Genomic DNA, 18,273 nt, shown 5'->3' with positions numbered 1-18,273 from the left:
GTAGCACATAATGGTGAAATATATGTAACTTCCACACCTGACAGGAGTATGTAATGTCCAAGCAACAGATCGGCGTCGTCGGTATGGCAGTGATGGGGCGCAACCTCGCGCTCAACATCGAAAGCCGTGGTTATACCGTCTCCGTTTTCAACCGCTCCCGTGAAAAGACCGAAGAAGTGATTGCCGAGAATCCCGGCAAAAAGCTGGTGCCTTATTACACGGTGAAAGAGTTTGTTGAATCCCTCGAAACGCCTCGTCGTATCCTGTTAATGGTGAAAGCGGGCGCAGGTACTGATGCAGCTATCGATTCGCTGAAACCGTATCTGGAAAAAGGCGATATCATTATTGATGGCGGTAACACCTTCTTCCAGGACACAATCCGTCGCAATCGTGAGCTGTCTGCGGAAGGTTTTAACTTTATCGGTACCGGTGTTTCCGGTGGTGAAGAGGGCGCGCTGAAAGGGCCATCTATCATGCCTGGCGGTCAGAAAGATGCCTATGAACTGGTGGCGCCGATCCTGACGAAGATTGCTGCTGTGGCGGAAGATGGCGAACCGTGCGTGACCTATATCGGCGACGATGGTGCTGGTCACTACGTCAAGATGGTCCACAATGGTATTGAATATGGCGATATGCAGCTTATCGCTGAAGCTTACTCCCTGCTGAAAGGCGGCCTGAACCTCAGCAATGAAGAGTTGGCGAACACTTTTACCGAGTGGAATAACGGCGAGCTGAGCAGTTATCTGATCGACATCACTAAAGACATCTTCACTAAAAAAGATGAAGACGGAAACTACCTGGTGGATGTCATTCTTGATGAAGCCGCCAACAAAGGGACCGGTAAATGGACCAGCCAGAGCGCGCTGGATCTGGGCGAACCGCTGTCGCTGATTACCGAATCTGTCTTTGCGCGTTACATCTCTTCGTTGAAAGCGCAACGTGTTGCCGCATCTAAAGTGCTCTCCGGGCCGAAAGCGCAACCGGCAGGCGACAAAGCGGAATTTATCGAGAAAGTGCGTCGCGCGCTGTATCTTGGCAAGATCGTCTCCTATGCGCAGGGCTTCTCACAGCTACGCGCCGCGTCTGATGAATATCACTGGGATCTCAACTACGGCGAGATTGCTAAGATTTTCCGGGCGGGCTGTATCATTCGCGCTCAGTTCCTGCAGAAGATCACCGATGCTTACGCAGAAAACGCCGATATCGCTAACTTGCTGTTAGCGCCTTACTTCAAGAAAATTGCTGATGAGTACCAGCAGGCGCTGCGAGATGTCGTGGCTTACGCGGTGCAGAACGGCATTCCGGTGCCGACATTCTCTGCGGCAGTGGCCTACTATGACAGCTATCGCGCCGCAGTACTGCCAGCTAACTTAATTCAGGCGCAGCGTGACTACTTTGGTGCGCACACCTATAAACGTACTGATAAAGAAGGCATTTTCCATACCGAGTGGTTGGAATAATTTCTGTAAAAATGTTTAAGCCCGGTTTAATACCGGGCTTTTTTGTCTATGGAAAACCCCCAGCTAGGCTGGGGGTTCCGGAAAGCTTTCAGCTTTAAGCCAGTTATTAAAACCCCTTTTGATTTGTTAAAACATCTTGCGGTCTGGCAACTGCAAAAGTTCAACAAGAAATCAAAAGGGGGTCCCAATGGGGGACGAAAAGAGCTTAGCGCACACCCGATGGAACTGTAAATATCACATAGTTTTCGCGCCCAAATACCGAAGACAAGCGTTCTATGGAGAGAAGCGTAGGGCAGTAGGCAGCATATTAAGAAAATTGTGTGAATGGAAAAACGTACGAATTCTGGAAGCAGAATGTTGTGCAGATCATATTCACATGCTTCTGGAGATCCCGCCGAAGATGAGTGTGTCGAGTTTCATGGGATATCTGAAGGGTAAAAGTAGTCTGATGCTTTACGAGCAGTTTGGGGATCTAAAATTCAAATACAGGAACAGGGAGTTCTGGTGCAGAGGGTACTATGTCGATACGGTGGGTAAGAACACGGCGAAGATACAGGACTACATAAAGCACCAGCTTGAAGAGGATAAAATGGGTGAGCAATTATCGATCCCTTATCCGGGCAGCCCGTTTACGGGCCGTAAGTAACGAAGTTTGATGCAAATGTCAGATCGTATGCGCCTGTTAGGGCGCGGCTGGTAAGAAAGCCTTACAGGCGCATCAGAAAAACCTCCGGCTATGCCGGAGGATATTTATTGTCTATGGAAAACCCCCAGCTAGGCTGGGGGTTCCGGAAAGCTTTCAGCTTTAAGCCAGTTATTAAAACCCCTTTTGATTTGTTAAAACATCTTGCGGTCTGGCAACTGCAAAAGTTCAACAAGAAATCAAAAGGGGGTCCCAATGGGGGACGAAAAGAGCTTAGCGCACACCCGATGGAACTGTAAATATCACATAGTTTTCGCGCCCAAATACCGAAGACAAGCGTTCTATGGAGAGAAGCGTAGGGCAGTAGGCAGCATATTAAGAAAATTGTGTGAATGGAAAAACGTACGAATTCTGGAAGCAGAATGTTGTGCAGATCATATTCACATGCTTCTGGAGATCCCGCCGAAGATGAGTGTGTCGAGTTTCATGGGATATCTGAAGGGTAAAAGTAGTCTGATGCTTTACGAGCAGTTTGGGGATCTAAAATTCAAATACAGGAACAGGGAGTTCTGGTGCAGAGGGTACTATGTCGATACGGTGGGTAAGAACACGGCGAAGATACAGGACTACATAAAGCACCAGCTTGAAGAGGATAAAATGGGTGAGCAATTATCGATCCCTTATCCGGGCAGCCCGTTTACGGGCCGTAAGTAACGAAGTTTGATGCAAATGTCAGATCGTATGCGCCTGTTAGGGCGCGGCTGGTAAGAAAGCCTTACAGGCGCATCAGAAAAACCTCCGGCTATGCCGGAGGATATTTATTGATTTATCGCTTTTGCTTAATATTAACTTAATAATCTGTGTTTATCGTAATGAAGATAATCTGAATTGTTTTCGTCTGCGTTGCACTTTATATACTCAGGCGTTAAAACTTTAATATCTTATCAGGATGCGAAATACATCATGATTCATAATTAAGTTAATTCTGAGAGCGAATAATGAAAATCACGATATCCGGGACGGGTTATGTTGGCTTGTCTAATGGTTTGCTTATTGCACAACATCATGATGTGGTGGCGTTAGACATTGTTCCTTCCCGTGTTGAACTGTTAAATGATCGGATATCTCCGATTGTTGATAAAGAAATTCAGCAATTTTTAAAGGAAGATAACATCAGATTCAGGGCAACGCTGGATAAGTTTGATGCGTACCAGAATGCAGATTACGTCATCATTGCTACGCCTACGGATTACGATCCCAAAACCAACTATTTTAATACGTCCAGTGTGGAATCGGTCATTCAGGATGTGATCAGCATCAACCCCGCAGCAGTGATGATTATTAAGTCTACGGTGCCGGTTGGCTTCACGGCGGCAATGCGTCAGAAGTTTGCGACAGAAAATATCATTTTCTCTCCGGAGTTTTTACGTGAAGGTAAAGCCCTTTACGATAACCTTTATCCCTCCCGTATCGTGATTGGGGAACAGTCTGAGCGCGCCAGAGAATTTGCCGCATTACTCCAGGAAGGCGCTATTAAACAGGAGATTCCAACGCTGTTTACGGACTCCACTGAAGCGGAAGCCATTAAACTTTTTGCCAATACTTACCTCGCCATGCGAGTCGCTTATTTTAATGAATTAGACAGTTATGCTGAAACGTTAGGATTAAATACCCGACAAATTATTGAAGGGGTGTGCCTCGATCCGCGTATTGGCAACCATTATAATAATCCCTCTTTTGGTTATGGCGGATATTGTTTGCCAAAAGATACCAAACAGTTGCTGGCTAACTATAAGTCGGTGCCTAATAATATTATTTCCGCTATCGTTGAAGCAAATCGTACACGTAAAGATTTTATTGCCGACGCTATCCTCGCCCGAAAACCTAAGGTGGTGGGAATTTATCGCCTGATCATGAAGAGTGGCTCCGATAACTTCCGCGCCTCATCGATTCAGGGGATTATGAAGCGCATTAAAGCGAAAGGCGTAGAGGTCATTATCTATGAACCGGTAATGAAAGAAGACGCTTTTTTCAACTCTCGCCTTGAGCGTGATTTGCGCTGCTTTAAACAACAGGCGGACGTTATTATTTCTAACAGGATGGCTGCAGAGCTTTCGGATGTCGCTGAAAAAGTGTATACCCGCGATCTTTTCGGTAGCGACTAATAAAACTTCGGGGCTTGATGAATCCCGATGATTTATTGACCAAATAAATGGAAAAAAATGTCTGTTTTTATCATTAATCCTATAGCATATATTTGCTTTACGACTAAACTATTCCCAGCTTCATCCTTTTTTAGTTAGGGTATCTATGACAGTGGATAGTAATACGTCTTCCGGGCGTGGGAACGATCCGGAACAGATTGATTTGATTGATTTATTGCTACAGTTATGGCGTGGGAAGATGACCATTATTGTAGCTGTTATTATCGCCATTTTACTGGCTGTAGGCTATCTGATGATAGCCAAAGAAAAATGGACATCTACGGCGATTATTACTCAACCCGATGCCGCGCAGGTTGCCACCTATACCAATGCGTTAAATGTCTTGTATGGTGGAAATGCGCCTAAAATTTCTGAAGTCCAGTCCGGTTTTATTAGCCGCTTTAGCGCTGCGTTTTCCGCATTGGCGGAAGCGCTGGATAATCAGAAAGAACCGGAAAAGCTCACCATTGAACAGTCGGTAAAAGGGCAAGCGCTGCCGCTCTCGGTTACTTATGTGAGTACTACCGCTGAAGGGGCGCAGCGTCGACTGGCGGAATATATCCAACAGGTGGATGAAGAGGTCGCTAAGGAACTGGAAGTTGACCTGGAAGATAACATTACGCTACAAACCAAAACGTTGCAGGAGTCCCTTGAGACACAGGAAGTTGTGGCGCAGGATCAAAAAGATCTGCGCATAAAGCAAATCGAAGAAGCGTTGCGCTATGCGGATGAGGCCAAAATCACGCAGCCGCAGATTCAACAAACCCAGGATGTCACCCAGGACACTATGTTCCTGCTGGGGAGCGATGCGCTAAAATCGATGATACAGAACGAAGCGACGCGTCCACTGGTCTTTTCTCCGGCCTATTACCAGACGAAGCAGACACTGCTGGATATTAAAAATCTAAAAGTGACTGCCGATACGGTGCACGTCTATCGTTATGTGATGAAGCCGACGTTACCGGTTCGTCGCGATAGCCCGAAAAAGGCCATTACCCTCGTGCTGGCTGTGCTGCTGGGCGGGATGATCGGCGCCGGGATTGTGCTGGGACGCAATGCGCTACGTAGCTATAAGCCAAAAGCCTTATAGGCGTCTTTGCCGGATGGCGGCACAAGCGCCTTATCCATTCTGCGGAACGCAATATTCTTCAGCAAAAAACCGGGCGTTGCCCGGTTTTTTTACGCTTATTGATGGCGCTTACGGAGGTTGTCAATCACGGTGGTGAGGTTGAGATCTTGATCCTGCAACAGCACCAGCAGATGGTACATCAAATCAGACGCTTCATTGGTCAGCTCAACGCTATCGTTAACGGTTGCCGCCAGCGCGGTTTCTACACCTTCTTCGCCAACCTTTTGCGCAATACGCTTGGTACCGCTGGCGTACAGTTTCGCCGTGTAAGAACTGGCTGGATCGGCGGTTTTGCGCTCTGCCAGCAGTTGTTCCAGTTGATACAGGAATAACCACTGATGGCTGGCGTCGCCAAAGCAGCTACTGGTACCTTTGTGGCAGGTCGGCCCGACAGGGTTTGCCAACACCAGCAGTGTGTCGTTGTCGCAATCCGGCGCAATGCTGACGACATTCAACACATGGCCCGAGGTTTCGCCTTTGGTCCATAAACGCTGTTTCGTGCGTGAGAAGAAAGTGACGTGGCCGGACTCAATGGTCTTGTCCAGCGCTTGTGGGTTCATATAACCCAGCATTAATACTTCGCCGGATACCGCATGTTGCACGATGGCTGGCATCAGGCCATTGGTTTTTCCCCAGTCCAGGTCGCGGCGTTGTTGCTCTGTTAACATATCCTGATCTCCACGCCCTGGCCTGCCAGGTACGCTTTTAATTCGCCAATATTGATGATTTGCTTGTGAAAAACGGAGGCGGCAAGCGCGCCGTCGACATCGGCATCACGGAACGCCTCAAGAAAGTGTTCCATCGTGCCCGCGCCGCCGGAGGCGATCAGCGGCACGCGGCAAACGCCACGGACTTTTTTCAACTGCGTCAGATCGTAACCGTTACGCACGCCATCCTGGTTCATCATATTCAGGACAATTTCTCCTGCGCCACGCTGTTGTACCTCTTGCACCCAGTCCAGCGTCTCCCACTGCGTCACGCGGGTACGGTTCTCATCGCCAGTATACTGGTTAACATGATATTTCCCCGTGGCGTCGTCAAACCAGGTATCAATTCCAACGACAATGCACTGTACGCCAAAGCGCTCAGCCAGACGGGTAATCAGCGTTGGGTCAGCCAACGCCGGGGAGTTGACAGAGATCTTATCCGCTCCGAAAGAGAGAATTTTAGCGGCGTCGTCAATTGACCGAATACCGCCCGCTACGCAAAACGGAATGTCGATCACCTCGGCGACACGCGCCACCCAGCTTTTATCCACTACGCGGCCATCGCTGGAGGCGGTAATATCATAGAACACCAGTTCGTCCGCGCCTTCGTCGGCATAGCGTTTGGCCAGCGGAACGATATCGCCAATGATCTCATGGTTGCGAAACTGTACACCTTTTACCACCTGACCATCACGAACGTCCAGACACGGAATTATACGTTTTGCCAGCATTGGATGGCCTCCTTAACGGTAAATTTCCCTTCCAGCAGCGCGCGTCCGACAATCACGCCGCGTACGCCGGTGCCGCGCAGGGCGGCAATATCATCGATATCGCCAATACCGCCGGAGGATTGAAAGGCGATCTGCGGATATCTGGCGCATACCTCTTCGTACAGCGAAACATTAGAGCCTGCCAGCGTGCCGTCGCGCGAAATATCGGTACACAGCACATGTTTCAGGCCGACGGGGAGATAAGTTTCCACCAGTTGCTCCAGCGAGACGCCGGAATTTTCCTGCCAGCCGCTAACCGCTACCTGCTTGTTGCCGTGTTCGTCTATGCGAACGTCCAGCGCCAGTACCAGCGCCTGCGCGCCGAAACGTTCAAACCAGCCTTTCACCACATCAGGGGATTTTACTGCCGTTGAACCCACGACCACACGGGCAACGCCAGCCTTCAGTAATGCCGCAACGTCTTCTTCGGTACGCACGCCGCCGCCGACCTGTACGGGAATATTTACACCCGTGACCAGCGTTTTGATCAGCGATATCTGTCGTTTAGCCGGATCTTTAGCACCGGTGAGATCGACCAGATGCAGCACCCCGGCGCCCTGGGCGGCGTAATCCTGCAAACGGGGCAGGGGATTGTTACCGTAATCCCGCTGCCGGGCATAGTCGCCCTGATGGAGACGCACCACGACGCCGTCGATTAAATCTAATGCCGGAATAATCATTACATCTCCAGGAAGTTTTTCAGCAACTGCGCGCCCGCCGCGCCCGAACGTTCCGGGTGGAACTGTACGCCGAAGAAATTGTCTTTCTGTACTGCGGCGGTGAACGGCTCGCCGTAATTACACTGGGCGATAGTCCACGGATTGACCGGCATCGCATAGCTGTGAACAAAGTAAAAATAGGTGCCATCTTCAATGCCCTGAAACAGCCGATTGCCCGCCTGCGGATACACGCGATTCCAGCCCATGTGCGGCAGCGGCAGGCCAAAATCGGTCATTTTCGGCACATCTTGTTCGATGATGTTCAGCAGATCCACGCCGCGCGTCTCTTCGCTGCGATGACCCAGCAGTTGCATCCCTAAGCAGATACCCAGTACCGGCTGAGTACACGCTTTAATTAAGTCGATTAGTTCACGTTCGCGTAGTTGATCCATAGCGGCTTGCGCCGTGCCGACGCCCGGTAGCAAGAGTTTGTCAGCACGTAGCACCACTTCCGGTTCGCGGCTGACCACCGGGGGGTAACCGTGGCGTGCCACGGCGGATTTTACCGAGCTTAAATTGGCGCAGCCGGTGTCAAGGATGACGACGTTCATCACAGCACTCCTTTCGAGGACGGCAATGTATCGCCCTCCACGCGAATAGCCTGACGTAGTGTACGACCAAAGGCTTTAAACAAACTTTCAACGCGGTGGTGATCGTTCTTACCCTTAGTCTTGAGATGCAGAGTGATGCCCATCGTGTAAGAGAGCGAGCGGAAAAAGTGTTCAATCATCTCTGTACTCAAATCGCCCACACGCTGGTAGGTAAATTCAGCTTTATATTCCAGATGTGGACGACCGGAAATATCCAGCGCGCAGCGTGCCAGGCATTCATCCATCGGCAGTACAAAGCCAAAACGGCAGATACCACGTTTGTCGCCGAGCGCCAGTTTTAACGCCTCGCCGAGCGCCAGCCCGGTATCTTCTACCGTGTGATGATCGTCGATATAGAGATCGCCCTTAACGGTAATCTCCATGCGAAAGCCGCCGTGGGTGGCGATTTGATCGAGCATATGATCAAAGAAGCCGACGCCGGTATTAATCTTGCTGTTGCCTTCGCGATCCAGCCAGACGCTGACATCAATTTGTGTCTCTTTGGTGTTGCGGACCACATGCGCATAACGATCGCGTTTCGTTAGCTGTTCGCCAATCATCGTCCAGTTCAGAGTTTCACGGTGATAGCGTAAACCAGTAATGCCCATGTTCTCAGCGAGCTGGATATCGGTCGCACGATCGCCAATCACATAGCTGTTGGCGCTATCCATCGCTTGTTCCGCAAGATAGCGCTCCACCAGCTTCACTTTAGGCTTGCGGCAGTCGCAATCGTCTGCGGGCAGGTGAGGGCAGATAAGCACGTCATCAAAGCGTATGCCCTGAGAGGTGAAAATCTGCATCATCAGGTTGTGCGGTCCGTCGAAGTCCGCCTGCGGGAAGCTTTGCGTGCCAAGTCCATCCTGGTTAGTGATCATCACCAGCTTAAAACCGGCTTTTTGCAGCTTCAGCAATACGGGAATTACCTCTGGCTCAAAGGCCAGTTTATCAAAGTGGTCTACCTGAAAATCGCTCGGCGGTTCGGAAATCAAGGTTCCGTCCCGGTCGATGAAAAGATACTTCTGACTCATACTGGCTCCGCACGTAAGGCGTCAATGACGCGCTGGTTTTCCTGGCGGGTGCCGACCGTAATCCGCAGGCAGCCGCTTAAAGAAGGTTGTTTATTCTGATCGCGTAAGATAATGCCCTGATCCCATAATGATTTAAATACGCTGCTGGAGGCGGTAAACCGCGCCAGAATATAGTTGGTTTCTGAGTCAAAGACGTGTTCTACGCAGGCGGTCTGTTGCAGAGCATTCACCAGATACTGACGCTCCTGCACTGTCTGCGCCACGCGCTCGCGCATTGCGTTTATTCCCTGCGGACTCAGCACCTGGGCGGCGATATCCGCCACTGGCGTAGAAAGCGGATAAGGGGCGATTACTTTTAACAGCAGGTTGATCACCTCTTCATTGGCCAGCGTAAAGCCGCAGCGTAGACCCGCCAGCGCAAAAGCTTTCGACAATGTGCGCAGGATAACCAGATGAGGATATTCAACCAGCCAGCCTGCCAGCGTGGCCTGCGGGCAAAACTCAATATAAGCTTCGTCGGCGACGACTATCGCTTTACCACGTGTCAACTCCAGCAGCGTGCGCAGATCCTGCGGGTTGATAAGTTGCCCGGTGGGGTTATTGGGGCTACAAACGAACACCACTTTTGCGCCGTCAAGGTTGTCAGAAATCCCCTGTAGATCCAACTGCCAGTTTTCAAGCGCGGAAACCGTCCGGCGCTCTACGCCAATGGTTTCCGCGCTGACGCTGTACATACCGTAAGTGGGCGGGCAGTAGAGAATGGCGTCTTTCCCCGGTTCGCAGAAGGCGCGGATCACCAGTTCGATCCCTTCATCCGCGCCGCGGCTGACCAGCACTTGCTCCGGCTTTACGCCAGCATATTGCGCGTAGTTTTCAATCACGGCCTTTGGCTGGCATTCCGGGTAGCGGTTAAGCGTTTGTTGGGTGAGCTGAAATTCCACCGCTGTCGGGAATTCATTCGCGTTCAGCCAGACATCGCCGTTACCGCCCAGACGGCGGGCGGACTGATACGGTACCAGGTTGCGGACATTTTCACGGGCTAAGTCAGCGACGCTGAGAGTGTTTTCAGTGCTCATGCTTGCTCCTTGAGGGCGTTTACGCGCAGGGTAACGGCATTTTTATGGGCGGTCAGGCGTTCTGCCGCCGCCAATGTTTCAATGGTTGATGCCAGAGCGGAAAAGCCCGCTTTCGACAGTTCCTGCACGGTCATTCGTTTCTGGAAGTCCGCTAACCCAAGACTGGAACAGGTAGCAGTATAGCCATAGGTTGGTAAAACATGGTTGGTTCCGGAAGCGTAATCACCGGCGGATTCCGGCGACCAGTCGCCGAGAAATACCGAGCCTGCGCTGGTTATCGCATCCACTAAATCGCGCGCATTGCGCGTCTGGATGATTAAGTGTTCCGGTCCATACTGATTAGAGATGGCGACGCACTGCGCTAAATCTTTGGTCACAATCAGACGACTGGCGCTCAGGGCCTGACGGGCGGTCTCTGCGCGCGGCAGTTCAGCCAGTTGACGTTCCACCGCCTCCGCTACCTTGCGGGCGATGTCAGCATCTGGCGTCAGCAGGATCACCTGGGAATCCGGGCCGTGTTCTGCCTGCGAGAGCAAGTCAGAAGCGACGAAGTCCGGCGTTGCGCCACTGTCGGCGATGACCAGCACTTCAGACGGCCCGGCTGGCATATCAATAGCCGCGCCGTCGAGACGCTGACTAACCTGACGCTTGGCTTCAGTTACAAAAGCATTGCCGGGGCCAAAAATTTTATCCACTTTCGGTACGGATTCGCTGCCGAAGGCCAGAGCGGCAATCGCCTGCGCGCCGCCGACGTTAAAGATTTCCTGCACGCCACATAGCTGTGCCGCATAGAGGATTTCATCAGCGATGGGCGGCGGCGAGCACAGAACCACGTTCTGACATCCCGCAATGCGCGCCGGCGTTGCCAGCATCAGCACCGTTGAGAAGAGCGGAGCCGAGCCGCCGGGAATATACAGACCAACAGACGCGACGGGACGGGTAACCTGCTGGCAACGCACGCCTGGCTGGGTTTCCACATCTACTGGCGGTAGCGTCTGCGCGGAATGGAACGTTTCAATATTTTTGACGGCGGCGGCCATCGCCTGTTTTAATTCGTCGCTCAGACGCGCGCCGGCGGCGGCGATCTCTTCAGTGGTGACGCGTAGCGCTGTCACTTCGGTGTTATCAAATTTAGCGCTGTATTCACGCAGGGCGTCGTCACCGCGCGTTTTTACATTATCCAGAATATCGCTGACCGTCCGGGTAATACTGTCAGAGGCGGAAATCGCCGGACGCGTCAGCAGCGCACGCTGCTGTTCAGGGCTACAACTATTCCAGTCAATCAGGGTATTGAAGCTCATGGTCTTAACTCCATCACAGGGTTCCGCCTTATCCGGTATACAGAACCCAAAATATCAACGCATTACGTAGGTCTGATAAGCGTAGCGCCATCAGGCTTTAGATCACTCCATCATCTTCTCGATCGGCAGTACCAGAATCGAGCTGGCGCCAAGCGCTTTCAGTTTCTCCATGGTTTCCCAGAACAGAGTTTCGCTGCTGACCATATGCATCGCCACGCGCTGTTGCTCGCCCGCCAGCGGCAGAATCGTTGGCCTTTCGGCGCCTGGCAGCAGGGCGATAACCTCTTCCAGGCGTTCGCTTGGCGCGTGCATCATGATGTATTTCGATTCGCGCGCCTGAATCACGCCCTGAATACGGGTCAGCAATTTATCGATCAGCTGTTGTTTGCTCTGTGCCATTTCACCGTCGCGCTGAATCAGACAGGCTTTAGAGCGGTAGATAACTTCGACTTCACGCAGGCCGTTAGCTTCAAGCGTCGCGCCGGTAGAGACCAAATCGCAGATAGCGTCGGCCAGCCCCGCGCGCGGCGCGACTTCGACAGAGCCATTTAACAGACACGATTTAAAAGAGACGCCTTTCTGGTCGAGGTAACGTTTGAGGAGGTGCGGATAAGAGGTAGCGATACGTTTACCGTCCAGCGCCGCCGGGCCGTCCCAGGCTTCGTCAACCGGCGTCGCCAGCGATAAACGGCAGCCGCCGAAGTCAAGACGGCGCAGGGTAAAATAGCGCGGATCTTCGCCCTGCGCGCGGCGGTTGAGTAGCTCTTCTTCCAGCACGTTTTCGCCGATAATGCCGAGATCGACCACGCCATCCATCACCAGACCCGGAATGTCATCATCACGCACGCGCAGGATATCAATCGGCATGTTTTCCGCCATCGCAATCAAACGCTGAGTGTGTAAATTAATTTTTATGCCGCAGCGGGCCAGCAATTCCCGTGAATCATCGCTTAAACGGCCTGATTTCTGAATAGCTATGCGTAAGCGGGTGTTGTCTAACATTCTGTGTTCCTCTTTATCCTGTCTGAACCGGTCTGTATCGCGCGCCAAAAAAAAGCCCCCGGAAGATGATCTTCCGGGGGCTTTCTCATGCGTTCATGCACCACTGGAAGATCTGAATGTCTTCCAGCACACATCGCCTGAAAGACTAGTCAGGATGATGGTGATGATGGTGGTGTTTAAATTGAACGCGTGTCATAAAAATTCCGATGAATGCTTATTCATTTGATACCTTTTAACCTAAACCACTTTTACGCCTTAAAGCAAGCGCTTTTTTCATTTCGCATTTATAGTATGAATTGTCAGTCACGGCGGGCTGGCGTAGCCTTATGTATAAGGCGTTAAAGTCAGGAGAAAATGGATGAAAAAGGTCGCAATTGTCGGTTTAGGTTGGTTAGGCATGCCGCTGGCAATGTCGCTGGCAGCGAGAGGCTGGCAGGTTACCGGCAGCAAAACCACCCTTGACGGGGTGGAGGCGGCCCGTATGAGTGGAATTGAAAGCTATCCGCTGCGTCTGGAGCCGGAGCTGGTCTGTGAAGCAGACGATCTTGACGCTCTGTTGGACGTCGATGCGCTGGTGATAACACTGCCCGCGCGCCGTAGCGGTCCGGGAGATGAGTTTTATCTGCAGGCGATGCAGGAGCTGGTCGACAGCGCGCTGGCTTATCGTATCCCGCGTATTATTTTTACCAGTTCGACGTCTGTTTACGGCGATGCGCAAGGCGTAGTGAAAGAGACTACGCCGCGTAATCCGGTCACGGCCAGTGGGCGTACGCTGAAGGAACTGGAAGACTGGCTGCACAATCTGCCTGGCACGTCAGTGGATATTCTGCGGCTGGCGGGGTTGGTCGGCCCGGGACGCCATCCTGGACGTTTCTTTGCCGGAAAAACCGCGCCGGATGGTCAACACGGGGTCAATCTGGTGCATCTTGAAGACGTGGTTGGCGCCATTACCCTCTTGCTACAGGCGCCGAAAGGGGGGCACATCTATAATATATGTGCGCCGGCGCATCCGGCCCGCAACGTGTTCTATCCGCAAATGGCGCGCTTGCTGGGAATGGAACCGCCGCATTTTCGTGACGCGCCGGACAACGGCAAAGGGAAGATTATCGACGGTAGCCGGATTTGTAATGAGCTTGGATTTGAATATCAATATCCCGATCCGCTGGTGATGCCGATGGAATGAGTCGCTGTCCAGCAGGTGGCCGCCATATAGCGCAAGGGGACGAGTATGAAACCACTGCTGGACGTTCTGATTATTCTTGATGCGTTAGAAAAAGAGGGCAGCTTCGCGGCGGCGTCGGCAAAATTATTTAAAACGCCGTCCGCCCTCAGTTATACCGTTCATAAGCTGGAAAACGATCTTAATATCCAACTGCTCGACCGTAGCGGATATCGCGCGCGATTTACGCGAACCGGTAAAATGCTACTGGAAAAAGGCCGTGAAGTGCTGCATACCGTTCGCGAGCTGGAAAAGCAGGCGATTAAACTGCATGAAGGCTGGGAGAACGAACTGGTCATCGGTGTGGATGATACCTTTCCCTTTTCTCTTCTGGCCCCGCTTATCGAGGCTTTTTATCAACGCCACAGCGTGACGCGCCTTAAATTTGTTAATGGCGTTCTCGGCGGCTCATGGGAGACGCTGACGCAGGGAAGGGCGGATATCATCGTTGGCGCCATGCGCGCGCCGCCGCCTGACACCGGCTTTGGCTTTGCAAGACTGGGCGATCTTGAACTGGTGTTTGCTGTCGCACCTCATCATCCTCTGGTTCATGAAGAGGAACCACTTAGCCGCCAGACGATCAAACGCTTTCGTGCGATTGTGGTTGGCGATAGCGCCCATTCATCCCGATCAATAGGGTCTGAACTGCTCGACGCTCAGGAAGCGATTACAGTGTTTGATTTTAAAACCAAGCTGGAGCTGCAAATTAGCGGCCTGGGATGCGGCTATTTACCGCGTTATCTGGCGCAGCGATTTTTGGAAAGCGGCGCGCTTATAGAGAAGAAAGTTGTGGCGCAAATTGTCTATGAACCGGTGTGGATTGGCTGGAATGAACAGACCGCCGGGCTGGCCAGCGGCTGGTGGCGGGATGAGATTTTAGCAAATAATGCTATTGCTGGGGTGTATGCAAAATCGCCAGTTTAAAAATCAATCGCTTATGAAAAATAATTTTTTGAACGCGCTCTCATTCTCTTGTCATTTCACTTCAGTTTAGGGCAGAATACGCCGCTTGCAAAAAATGACACTAACCGACGTTTTAATACGCGTCGGTTATTTTTTTGCTTCAAACACATCATTCAATACCAAGAGGCCGGGCTTCGTACCGGATAGATACTTACTTAAAAATCGACAGTTGTTGTCGCTGAGGAATCCAGAAAATGGGGCAATTTTTTGCTTACGCGACGGCATTCGCCGTAAAGGAGAATGACCATGTCGCATAACGTTACTCCAAACACCTCTCGCGTGGAATTACGTAAAACGCTTACGTTAGTTCCGGTTGTAATGATGGGTCTTGCCTATATGCAGCCGATGACGCTGTTCGATACATTTGGTATCGTTTCAGGCCTCACTGACGGTCACGTACCGACGGCGTATGCATTCGCGTTAATCGCGATTCTGTTTACGGCGTTGAGCTACGGGAAACTGGTACGTCGCTACCCTTCCGCGGGTTCGGCGTACACCTATGCCCAGAAATCTATCAGCCCGACCGTTGGCTTTATGGTGGGGTGGTCTTCTCTGCTCGATTATCTGTTCGCGCCGATGATCAACATTCTGTTGGCGAAAATTTATTTTGAAGCGCTGGTGCCCTCCATTCCGTCATGGGTGTTTGTCGTGGCGCTGGTGGCCTTTATGACGGCCTTTAACCTGCGCAGCCTCAAATCGGTCGCTAACTTCAACACCGTGATTGTGGTGCTACAGGTGGTGCTGATTGCGGTCATTCTGGGCATGGTGGTTTATGGCGTATTTGAAGGCGAAGGCGCCGGTACGTTGACGAGCACCCGTCCGTTCTGGTCCGGCGATGCGCACGTTATTCCGATGATTACGGGAGCGACGATCCTGTGCTTCTCCTTTACCGGCTTTGACGGCATCAGTAACCTGTCGGAAGAGACCAAAGATGCTGAACGCGTGATCCCGCGTGCGATTTTCCTGACCGCACTGATTGGCGGCCTGATCTTCATTTTTGCGACCTATTTCCTGCAATTGTACTTCCCGGATATCTCTCGCTTTAAAGATCCGGATGCGTCTCAGCCGGAAATCATGCTGTACGTGGCGGGTAAAACCTTCCAGGTGGGGGCGCTGATCTTCTCTACTATCACCGTACTGGCTTCCGGTATGGCGGCGCACGCAGGCGTAGCGCGCCTGATGTACGTGATGGGACGTGACGGCGTATTCCCGAAAAGCTTCTTCGGTTATGTTCACCCGAAATGGCGTACGCCAGCGATGAACATCATTCTGGTCGGGGCGATCGCGCTGCTGGCGATTAATTTTGACCTGGTGATGGCGACAGCGCTGATTAACTTTGGCGCGTTGGTCGCGTTTACCTTCGTTAACCTGTCCGTAATTTCGCAGTTCTGGATCCGTGAGAAGCGTAATAAATCATTGAAAGATCACTTCCAGTATCTGTTCCTGCCGATGTGCGGCGCGCTGACGGTTGGCGCGTTGTGGGTTAACCTGGAAGAGAGCTCAATGGTACTGGGCCTGATCTGGGCGGGTATCGGGCTGATTTATCTGGCGTGCGTAACCAAAAGCTTCCGCAACCCGGTTCCACAGTACGAAGACGTCGCGTAATCGCGCGTATTATCGACAATAGCAAAACCGGAGGCACTGCCTCCGGTTTTTTCTCTGTCATCCACCACGTTTGCCGGATGGTGGCGTAAACGCTGGCCCTGTAGGCCTGATAAGCGCAGCGCCATCAGGCATTGGTCAATTACACGATCTCAGTTGCATACTGCCACAGTGATTTCAGTAACCCCAGCTTCGTTTTATCTTCCGCATACTGCTGAGAAAGCATCTGCAATTCGTTGGCATACTGTTGTAAAAACTCCGGCGTCAGCACCTGACGGCGATGCGCCAGCCAGCGCTGCTGCTCTGCGTCATCCAGCGTACCGGGAAAATTGCGCGCGCGGTAATTAAACAGTAGCTTCTCAATGCGCTTATCGACAAAGGTAATATCCAGCGCGGGCAGGTTACGTGGTTCGGTTTCGAGTACGATTTTCATGGCTGCGCGATCGGCATCGCTGAAAAAACCATCATAGAGCTGGGCATCAACATTATCCGAGGCGGCAAAAGGTTCGGCTTCGGCGAAAATAGCCACCACTTTGTCGCGGACCTGCGGGTTTTCACGCAGCACTTTCAGGTTATCCAGGCAGTGCTGGCGATGAATTCCCAGCCGGTCGGCATCCTCCGGGCGCAAGGTATTCGCCGGTGCCAGTACCGGACATTTATTGATATGCACCAGCTTTACCGGCACTGCGGCGTGATCGCCAAGATCGGCTTTGGCCGTATAAAGCCGCTCGCGAAGGGTATCGCTGTCCAGCTCAAGAAGAGGGGAAATATCGCCTGCTAAATCGACCATGATCACCGCGTTACGGTTTTCAGGATGCCACGCCAGCGGCGCGACCCAGCTTGTATTACCGCGCCACGCGCCAAACATGCCGGAGACATGCACCAGCGGCTTCATTTGCGGAACGTCAATCAGCGCCGCCAGTTTATGTTTACTGCGGTGGCTATAAAGATAATCAAACAGCCGCGGCTGGCGTGTTTTCACCCGTTGCGCCATCGCAATAGTGGCGTAGACATCCGCCATCGCATCGTGAGCGTTGCTGTGTTCGATACCGTTCGCCTGGGTTAAATGTTCCAGACGAAAGCTGGGCAGGCCGTCGTCGTTTTCCGGCCAGTTAATTCCCTCCGGGCGCAGCGCATAACAGGCGCGCATGACATCCAATAGATCCCAACGTGAATTATCATGCTGCCAGCTCCAGGCGTAGGGATCGTAAAAGTTGCGATAAAAAATATTGCGTGTGACTTCATCGTCAAAACGCACATTGTTGTAGCCTACAACGCAGGTTTTAGGAACGGTAAACAGCGCATGAATGCGTCTGGCGAAAGCGGCTTCGTTCTCTCCTTTCTCACGCGCTTCCTGCGGTGTGATGCCGGTAATCAGCACCGCGCCGGGCTGCGGCAGATAATCATCGGCGGGTTTGCAGTAAAACACTTCCGGCTCGCCAATAACGTTGAAGTCGTTATCCGTACGGAGCGCAGCGAATTGCGCAGGTCTGTCGAGGGCCGGATGCGTACCGAAGGTTTCGTAATCGTGAAATAAAAAGGTAGGTTGCTGCTTATCGTCAGTCATGGGGTGATGATATCCGGTATCAATTTTAGCGCTGTAGTAAGAGTACCAAAAATCGCCATGCTAATCAGCACGGCATGTGAAGATTGCGGGAGTGTATGAAGAATGTCGTCAGTAAAAACGCCACGGGAGAATTACTGGAATTAATCGTCTTTTTTAAAATGTTATTACGTGTTATTGGAGTTGTATCATTCTTATAATTAACAGTAGGTTGTTTGATAATTCTTGTGATTATTTAATTACATTCAATGTGCGTGTTCAGAAAATATAAAATCTTTATAAAACAAAAGGTTTTA

At 51.7% G+C, this 18,273-nt stretch carries 19 protein-coding genes and 1 other annotated feature; of the genes, 9 read left to right on the top strand and 10 right to left on the bottom strand.

Features of this window, described 5'->3' with window-relative positions:
• Positions 1 to 53 precede the first annotated feature (53 nt).
• From gndA to wzzB, 5 genes are all read left to right on the top strand, one after another.
• Positions 54 to 1,460: an NADP-dependent phosphogluconate dehydrogenase gene (gndA, locus tag F4V72_RS18755; RefSeq protein ID WP_136058204.1), complete on the top strand. Its 1,407-nt coding sequence runs from the start codon at positions 54 to 56 to the stop codon at positions 1,458 to 1,460.
• A gap of 187 nt (positions 1,461 to 1,647) precedes the next feature.
• The gene (tnpA, locus tag F4V72_RS18750) at positions 1,648 to 2,106 is read left to right on the top strand and encodes an IS200/IS605-like element IS200F family transposase (RefSeq protein ID WP_000502119.1); all 459 of its coding nucleotides are present in this window, start codon (positions 1,648 to 1,650) and stop codon (positions 2,104 to 2,106) included.
• Positions 2,107 to 2,358: 252 nt separating this feature from the next.
• Positions 2,359 to 2,817 carry an IS200/IS605-like element IS200F family transposase gene (tnpA, locus tag F4V72_RS18740; RefSeq protein WP_000502119.1) on the top strand — a complete coding sequence of 153 codons (459 nt, stop codon included), beginning with the start codon at positions 2,359 to 2,361 and terminating at the stop codon, positions 2,815 to 2,817.
• Positions 2,818 to 3,101: 284 nt separating this feature from the next.
• Positions 3,102 to 4,268 (top strand): UDP-glucose 6-dehydrogenase, encoded by a 1,167-nt coding sequence (gene ugd / locus F4V72_RS18730; RefSeq protein ID WP_136058205.1) that lies wholly within the window; start codon positions 3,102 to 3,104, stop codon positions 4,266 to 4,268.
• A 145-nt stretch (positions 4,269 to 4,413) separates the two neighbouring features.
• A complete protein-coding gene (gene wzzB, locus F4V72_RS18725; protein WP_023245866.1) occupies positions 4,414 to 5,397 on the top strand; it encodes an LPS O-antigen chain length determinant protein WzzB in 984 nt (327 codons plus the stop codon).
• A 95-nt stretch (positions 5,398 to 5,492) separates the two neighbouring features.
• Here the strand turns inward: wzzB and hisIE are convergent, their stop codons facing one another.
• The 9 genes from hisIE to hisL form a co-directional block, all read right to left on the bottom strand.
• Positions 5,493 to 6,104, bottom strand: a complete 612-nt coding sequence (hisIE, locus tag F4V72_RS18720; RefSeq protein ID WP_063390588.1) for a bifunctional phosphoribosyl-AMP cyclohydrolase/phosphoribosyl-ATP diphosphatase HisIE — start codon at positions 6,102 to 6,104, stop codon at positions 5,493 to 5,495.
• The gene (gene hisF, locus F4V72_RS18715) at positions 6,098 to 6,874 is read right to left on the bottom strand and encodes an imidazole glycerol phosphate synthase subunit HisF (RefSeq protein WP_023245864.1); all 777 of its coding nucleotides are present in this window, start codon (positions 6,872 to 6,874) and stop codon (positions 6,098 to 6,100) included. The genes hisIE and hisF overlap by 7 nt, the downstream gene beginning before the upstream one ends.
• Entirely contained in the window at positions 6,856 to 7,593 is a 738-nt protein-coding gene (hisA, locus tag F4V72_RS18710; RefSeq protein WP_136058206.1) for a 1-(5-phosphoribosyl)-5-[(5-phosphoribosylamino)methylideneamino]imidazole-4-carboxamide isomerase, read from the bottom strand. Before hisA ends, hisF begins: the two co-directional genes overlap by 19 nt.
• Entirely contained in the window at positions 7,593 to 8,183 is a 591-nt protein-coding gene (gene hisH / locus F4V72_RS18705; RefSeq protein WP_136058207.1) for an imidazole glycerol phosphate synthase subunit HisH, read from the bottom strand. Before hisH ends, hisA begins: the two co-directional genes overlap by 1 nt.
• Positions 8,183 to 9,250: a bifunctional histidinol-phosphatase/imidazoleglycerol-phosphate dehydratase HisB gene (gene hisB / locus F4V72_RS18700; RefSeq protein WP_023245861.1), complete on the bottom strand. Its 1,068-nt coding sequence runs from the start codon at positions 9,248 to 9,250 to the stop codon at positions 8,183 to 8,185. Before hisB ends, hisH begins: the two co-directional genes overlap by 1 nt.
• Positions 9,247 to 10,326: a histidinol-phosphate transaminase gene (hisC, locus tag F4V72_RS18695; protein WP_085347976.1), complete on the bottom strand. Its 1,080-nt coding sequence runs from the start codon at positions 10,324 to 10,326 to the stop codon at positions 9,247 to 9,249. The genes hisB and hisC overlap by 4 nt, the downstream gene beginning before the upstream one ends.
• Positions 10,323 to 11,627, bottom strand: coding sequence for a histidinol dehydrogenase (hisD, locus tag F4V72_RS18690; RefSeq protein ID WP_053510327.1), 1,305 nt, complete (start codon positions 11,625 to 11,627; stop codon positions 10,323 to 10,325). The genes hisC and hisD overlap by 4 nt, the downstream gene beginning before the upstream one ends.
• A gap of 102 nt (positions 11,628 to 11,729) precedes the next feature.
• Entirely contained in the window at positions 11,730 to 12,629 is a 900-nt protein-coding gene (hisG, locus tag F4V72_RS18685; protein ID WP_000886600.1) for an ATP phosphoribosyltransferase, read from the bottom strand.
• A gap of 46 nt (positions 12,630 to 12,675) precedes the next feature.
• Positions 12,676 to 12,799 (bottom strand) — a sequence feature (His leader region).
• Positions 12,775 to 12,825: a his operon leader peptide gene (gene hisL, locus F4V72_RS18680; protein WP_001364200.1), complete on the bottom strand. Its 51-nt coding sequence runs from the start codon at positions 12,823 to 12,825 to the stop codon at positions 12,775 to 12,777. Its footprint overlaps the feature before it by 25 nt.
• Positions 12,826 to 12,987: 162 nt before the next feature.
• Between hisL and F4V72_RS18675 the strand changes: the two genes are divergently transcribed.
• The 4 genes from F4V72_RS18675 (at position 12,988) to plaP (ending at position 16,416) form a co-directional block, all read left to right on the top strand.
• Positions 12,988 to 13,812, top strand: coding sequence for an SDR family oxidoreductase (locus tag F4V72_RS18675; RefSeq protein WP_053510325.1), 825 nt, complete (start codon positions 12,988 to 12,990; stop codon positions 13,810 to 13,812).
• 45 nt (positions 13,813 to 13,857) lie between these two features.
• On the top strand, positions 13,858 to 14,772 hold the full coding sequence (locus F4V72_RS18670; RefSeq protein ID WP_023245857.1) for a LysR family transcriptional regulator: 915 nt from the start codon (positions 13,858 to 13,860) through the stop codon (positions 14,770 to 14,772).
• A 233-nt stretch (positions 14,773 to 15,005) separates the two neighbouring features.
• Positions 15,006 to 15,068, top strand: a complete 63-nt coding sequence (gene yoeI / locus F4V72_RS18665; protein ID WP_096335044.1) for a membrane protein YoeI — start codon at positions 15,006 to 15,008, stop codon at positions 15,066 to 15,068.
• The gene (gene plaP / locus F4V72_RS18660) at positions 15,058 to 16,416 is read left to right on the top strand and encodes a putrescine/proton symporter PlaP (protein ID WP_136058208.1); all 1,359 of its coding nucleotides are present in this window, start codon (positions 15,058 to 15,060) and stop codon (positions 16,414 to 16,416) included. Before yoeI ends, plaP begins: the two co-directional genes overlap by 11 nt.
• Before the next feature lie 139 nt (positions 16,417 to 16,555).
• Here plaP and sbcB read toward each other — a convergent pair whose 3' ends face one another.
• Positions 16,556 to 17,980, bottom strand: a complete 1,425-nt coding sequence (gene sbcB / locus F4V72_RS18655) for an exodeoxyribonuclease I (protein WP_023245855.1) — start codon at positions 17,978 to 17,980, stop codon at positions 16,556 to 16,558.
• Positions 17,981 to 18,273: the final 293 nt, after the last annotated feature.

It is taken from the genome of Salmonella enterica subsp. diarizonae (assembly GCF_008692785.1).
Classification (GTDB): domain Bacteria; phylum Pseudomonadota; class Gammaproteobacteria; order Enterobacterales; family Enterobacteriaceae; genus Salmonella; species Salmonella diarizonae.
This window is presented reverse-complemented; position numbering and strand designations above follow the sequence as displayed.

Excerpts from the sequence above, each read along its gene's own strand:
- gndA (WP_136058204.1), top strand. The coding sequence starts at position 54 with ATGTCCAAGCAACAGATCGGCGTCGTCGGTATGGCAGTGATGGGGCGC.
- tnpA (WP_000502119.1), top strand. The coding sequence starts at position 1,648 with ATGGGGGACGAAAAGAGCTTAGCGCACACCCGATGGAACTGTAAATAT.
- tnpA (WP_000502119.1), top strand. The coding sequence starts at position 2,359 with ATGGGGGACGAAAAGAGCTTAGCGCACACCCGATGGAACTGTAAATAT.
- ugd (WP_136058205.1), top strand. The coding sequence starts at position 3,102 with ATGAAAATCACGATATCCGGGACGGGTTATGTTGGCTTGTCTAATGGT.
- wzzB (WP_023245866.1), top strand. The coding sequence starts at position 4,414 with ATGACAGTGGATAGTAATACGTCTTCCGGGCGTGGGAACGATCCGGAA.
- hisIE (WP_063390588.1), bottom strand. The coding sequence starts at position 6,104 with ATGTTAACAGAGCAACAACGCCGCGACCTGGACTGGGGAAAAACCAAT.
- hisF (WP_023245864.1), bottom strand. The coding sequence starts at position 6,874 with ATGCTGGCAAAACGTATAATTCCGTGTCTGGACGTTCGTGATGGTCAG.
- hisA (WP_136058206.1), bottom strand. The coding sequence starts at position 7,593 with ATGATTATTCCGGCATTAGATTTAATCGACGGCGTCGTGGTGCGTCTC.
- hisH (WP_136058207.1), bottom strand. The coding sequence starts at position 8,183 with ATGAACGTCGTCATCCTTGACACCGGCTGCGCCAATTTAAGCTCGGTA.
- hisB (WP_023245861.1), bottom strand. The coding sequence starts at position 9,250 with ATGAGTCAGAAGTATCTTTTCATCGACCGGGACGGAACCTTGATTTCC.
- hisC (WP_085347976.1), bottom strand. The coding sequence starts at position 10,326 with ATGAGCACTGAAAACACTCTCAGCGTCGCTGACTTAGCCCGTGAAAAT.
- hisD (WP_053510327.1), bottom strand. The coding sequence starts at position 11,627 with ATGAGCTTCAATACCCTGATTGACTGGAATAGTTGTAGCCCTGAACAG.
- hisG (WP_000886600.1), bottom strand. The coding sequence starts at position 12,629 with ATGTTAGACAACACCCGCTTACGCATAGCTATTCAGAAATCAGGCCGT.
- F4V72_RS18675 (WP_053510325.1), top strand. The coding sequence starts at position 12,988 with ATGAAAAAGGTCGCAATTGTCGGTTTAGGTTGGTTAGGCATGCCGCTG.
- F4V72_RS18670 (WP_023245857.1), top strand. The coding sequence starts at position 13,858 with ATGAAACCACTGCTGGACGTTCTGATTATTCTTGATGCGTTAGAAAAA.
- plaP (WP_136058208.1), top strand. The coding sequence starts at position 15,058 with ATGTCGCATAACGTTACTCCAAACACCTCTCGCGTGGAATTACGTAAA.
- sbcB (WP_023245855.1), bottom strand. The coding sequence starts at position 17,980 with ATGACTGACGATAAGCAGCAACCTACCTTTTTATTTCACGATTACGAA.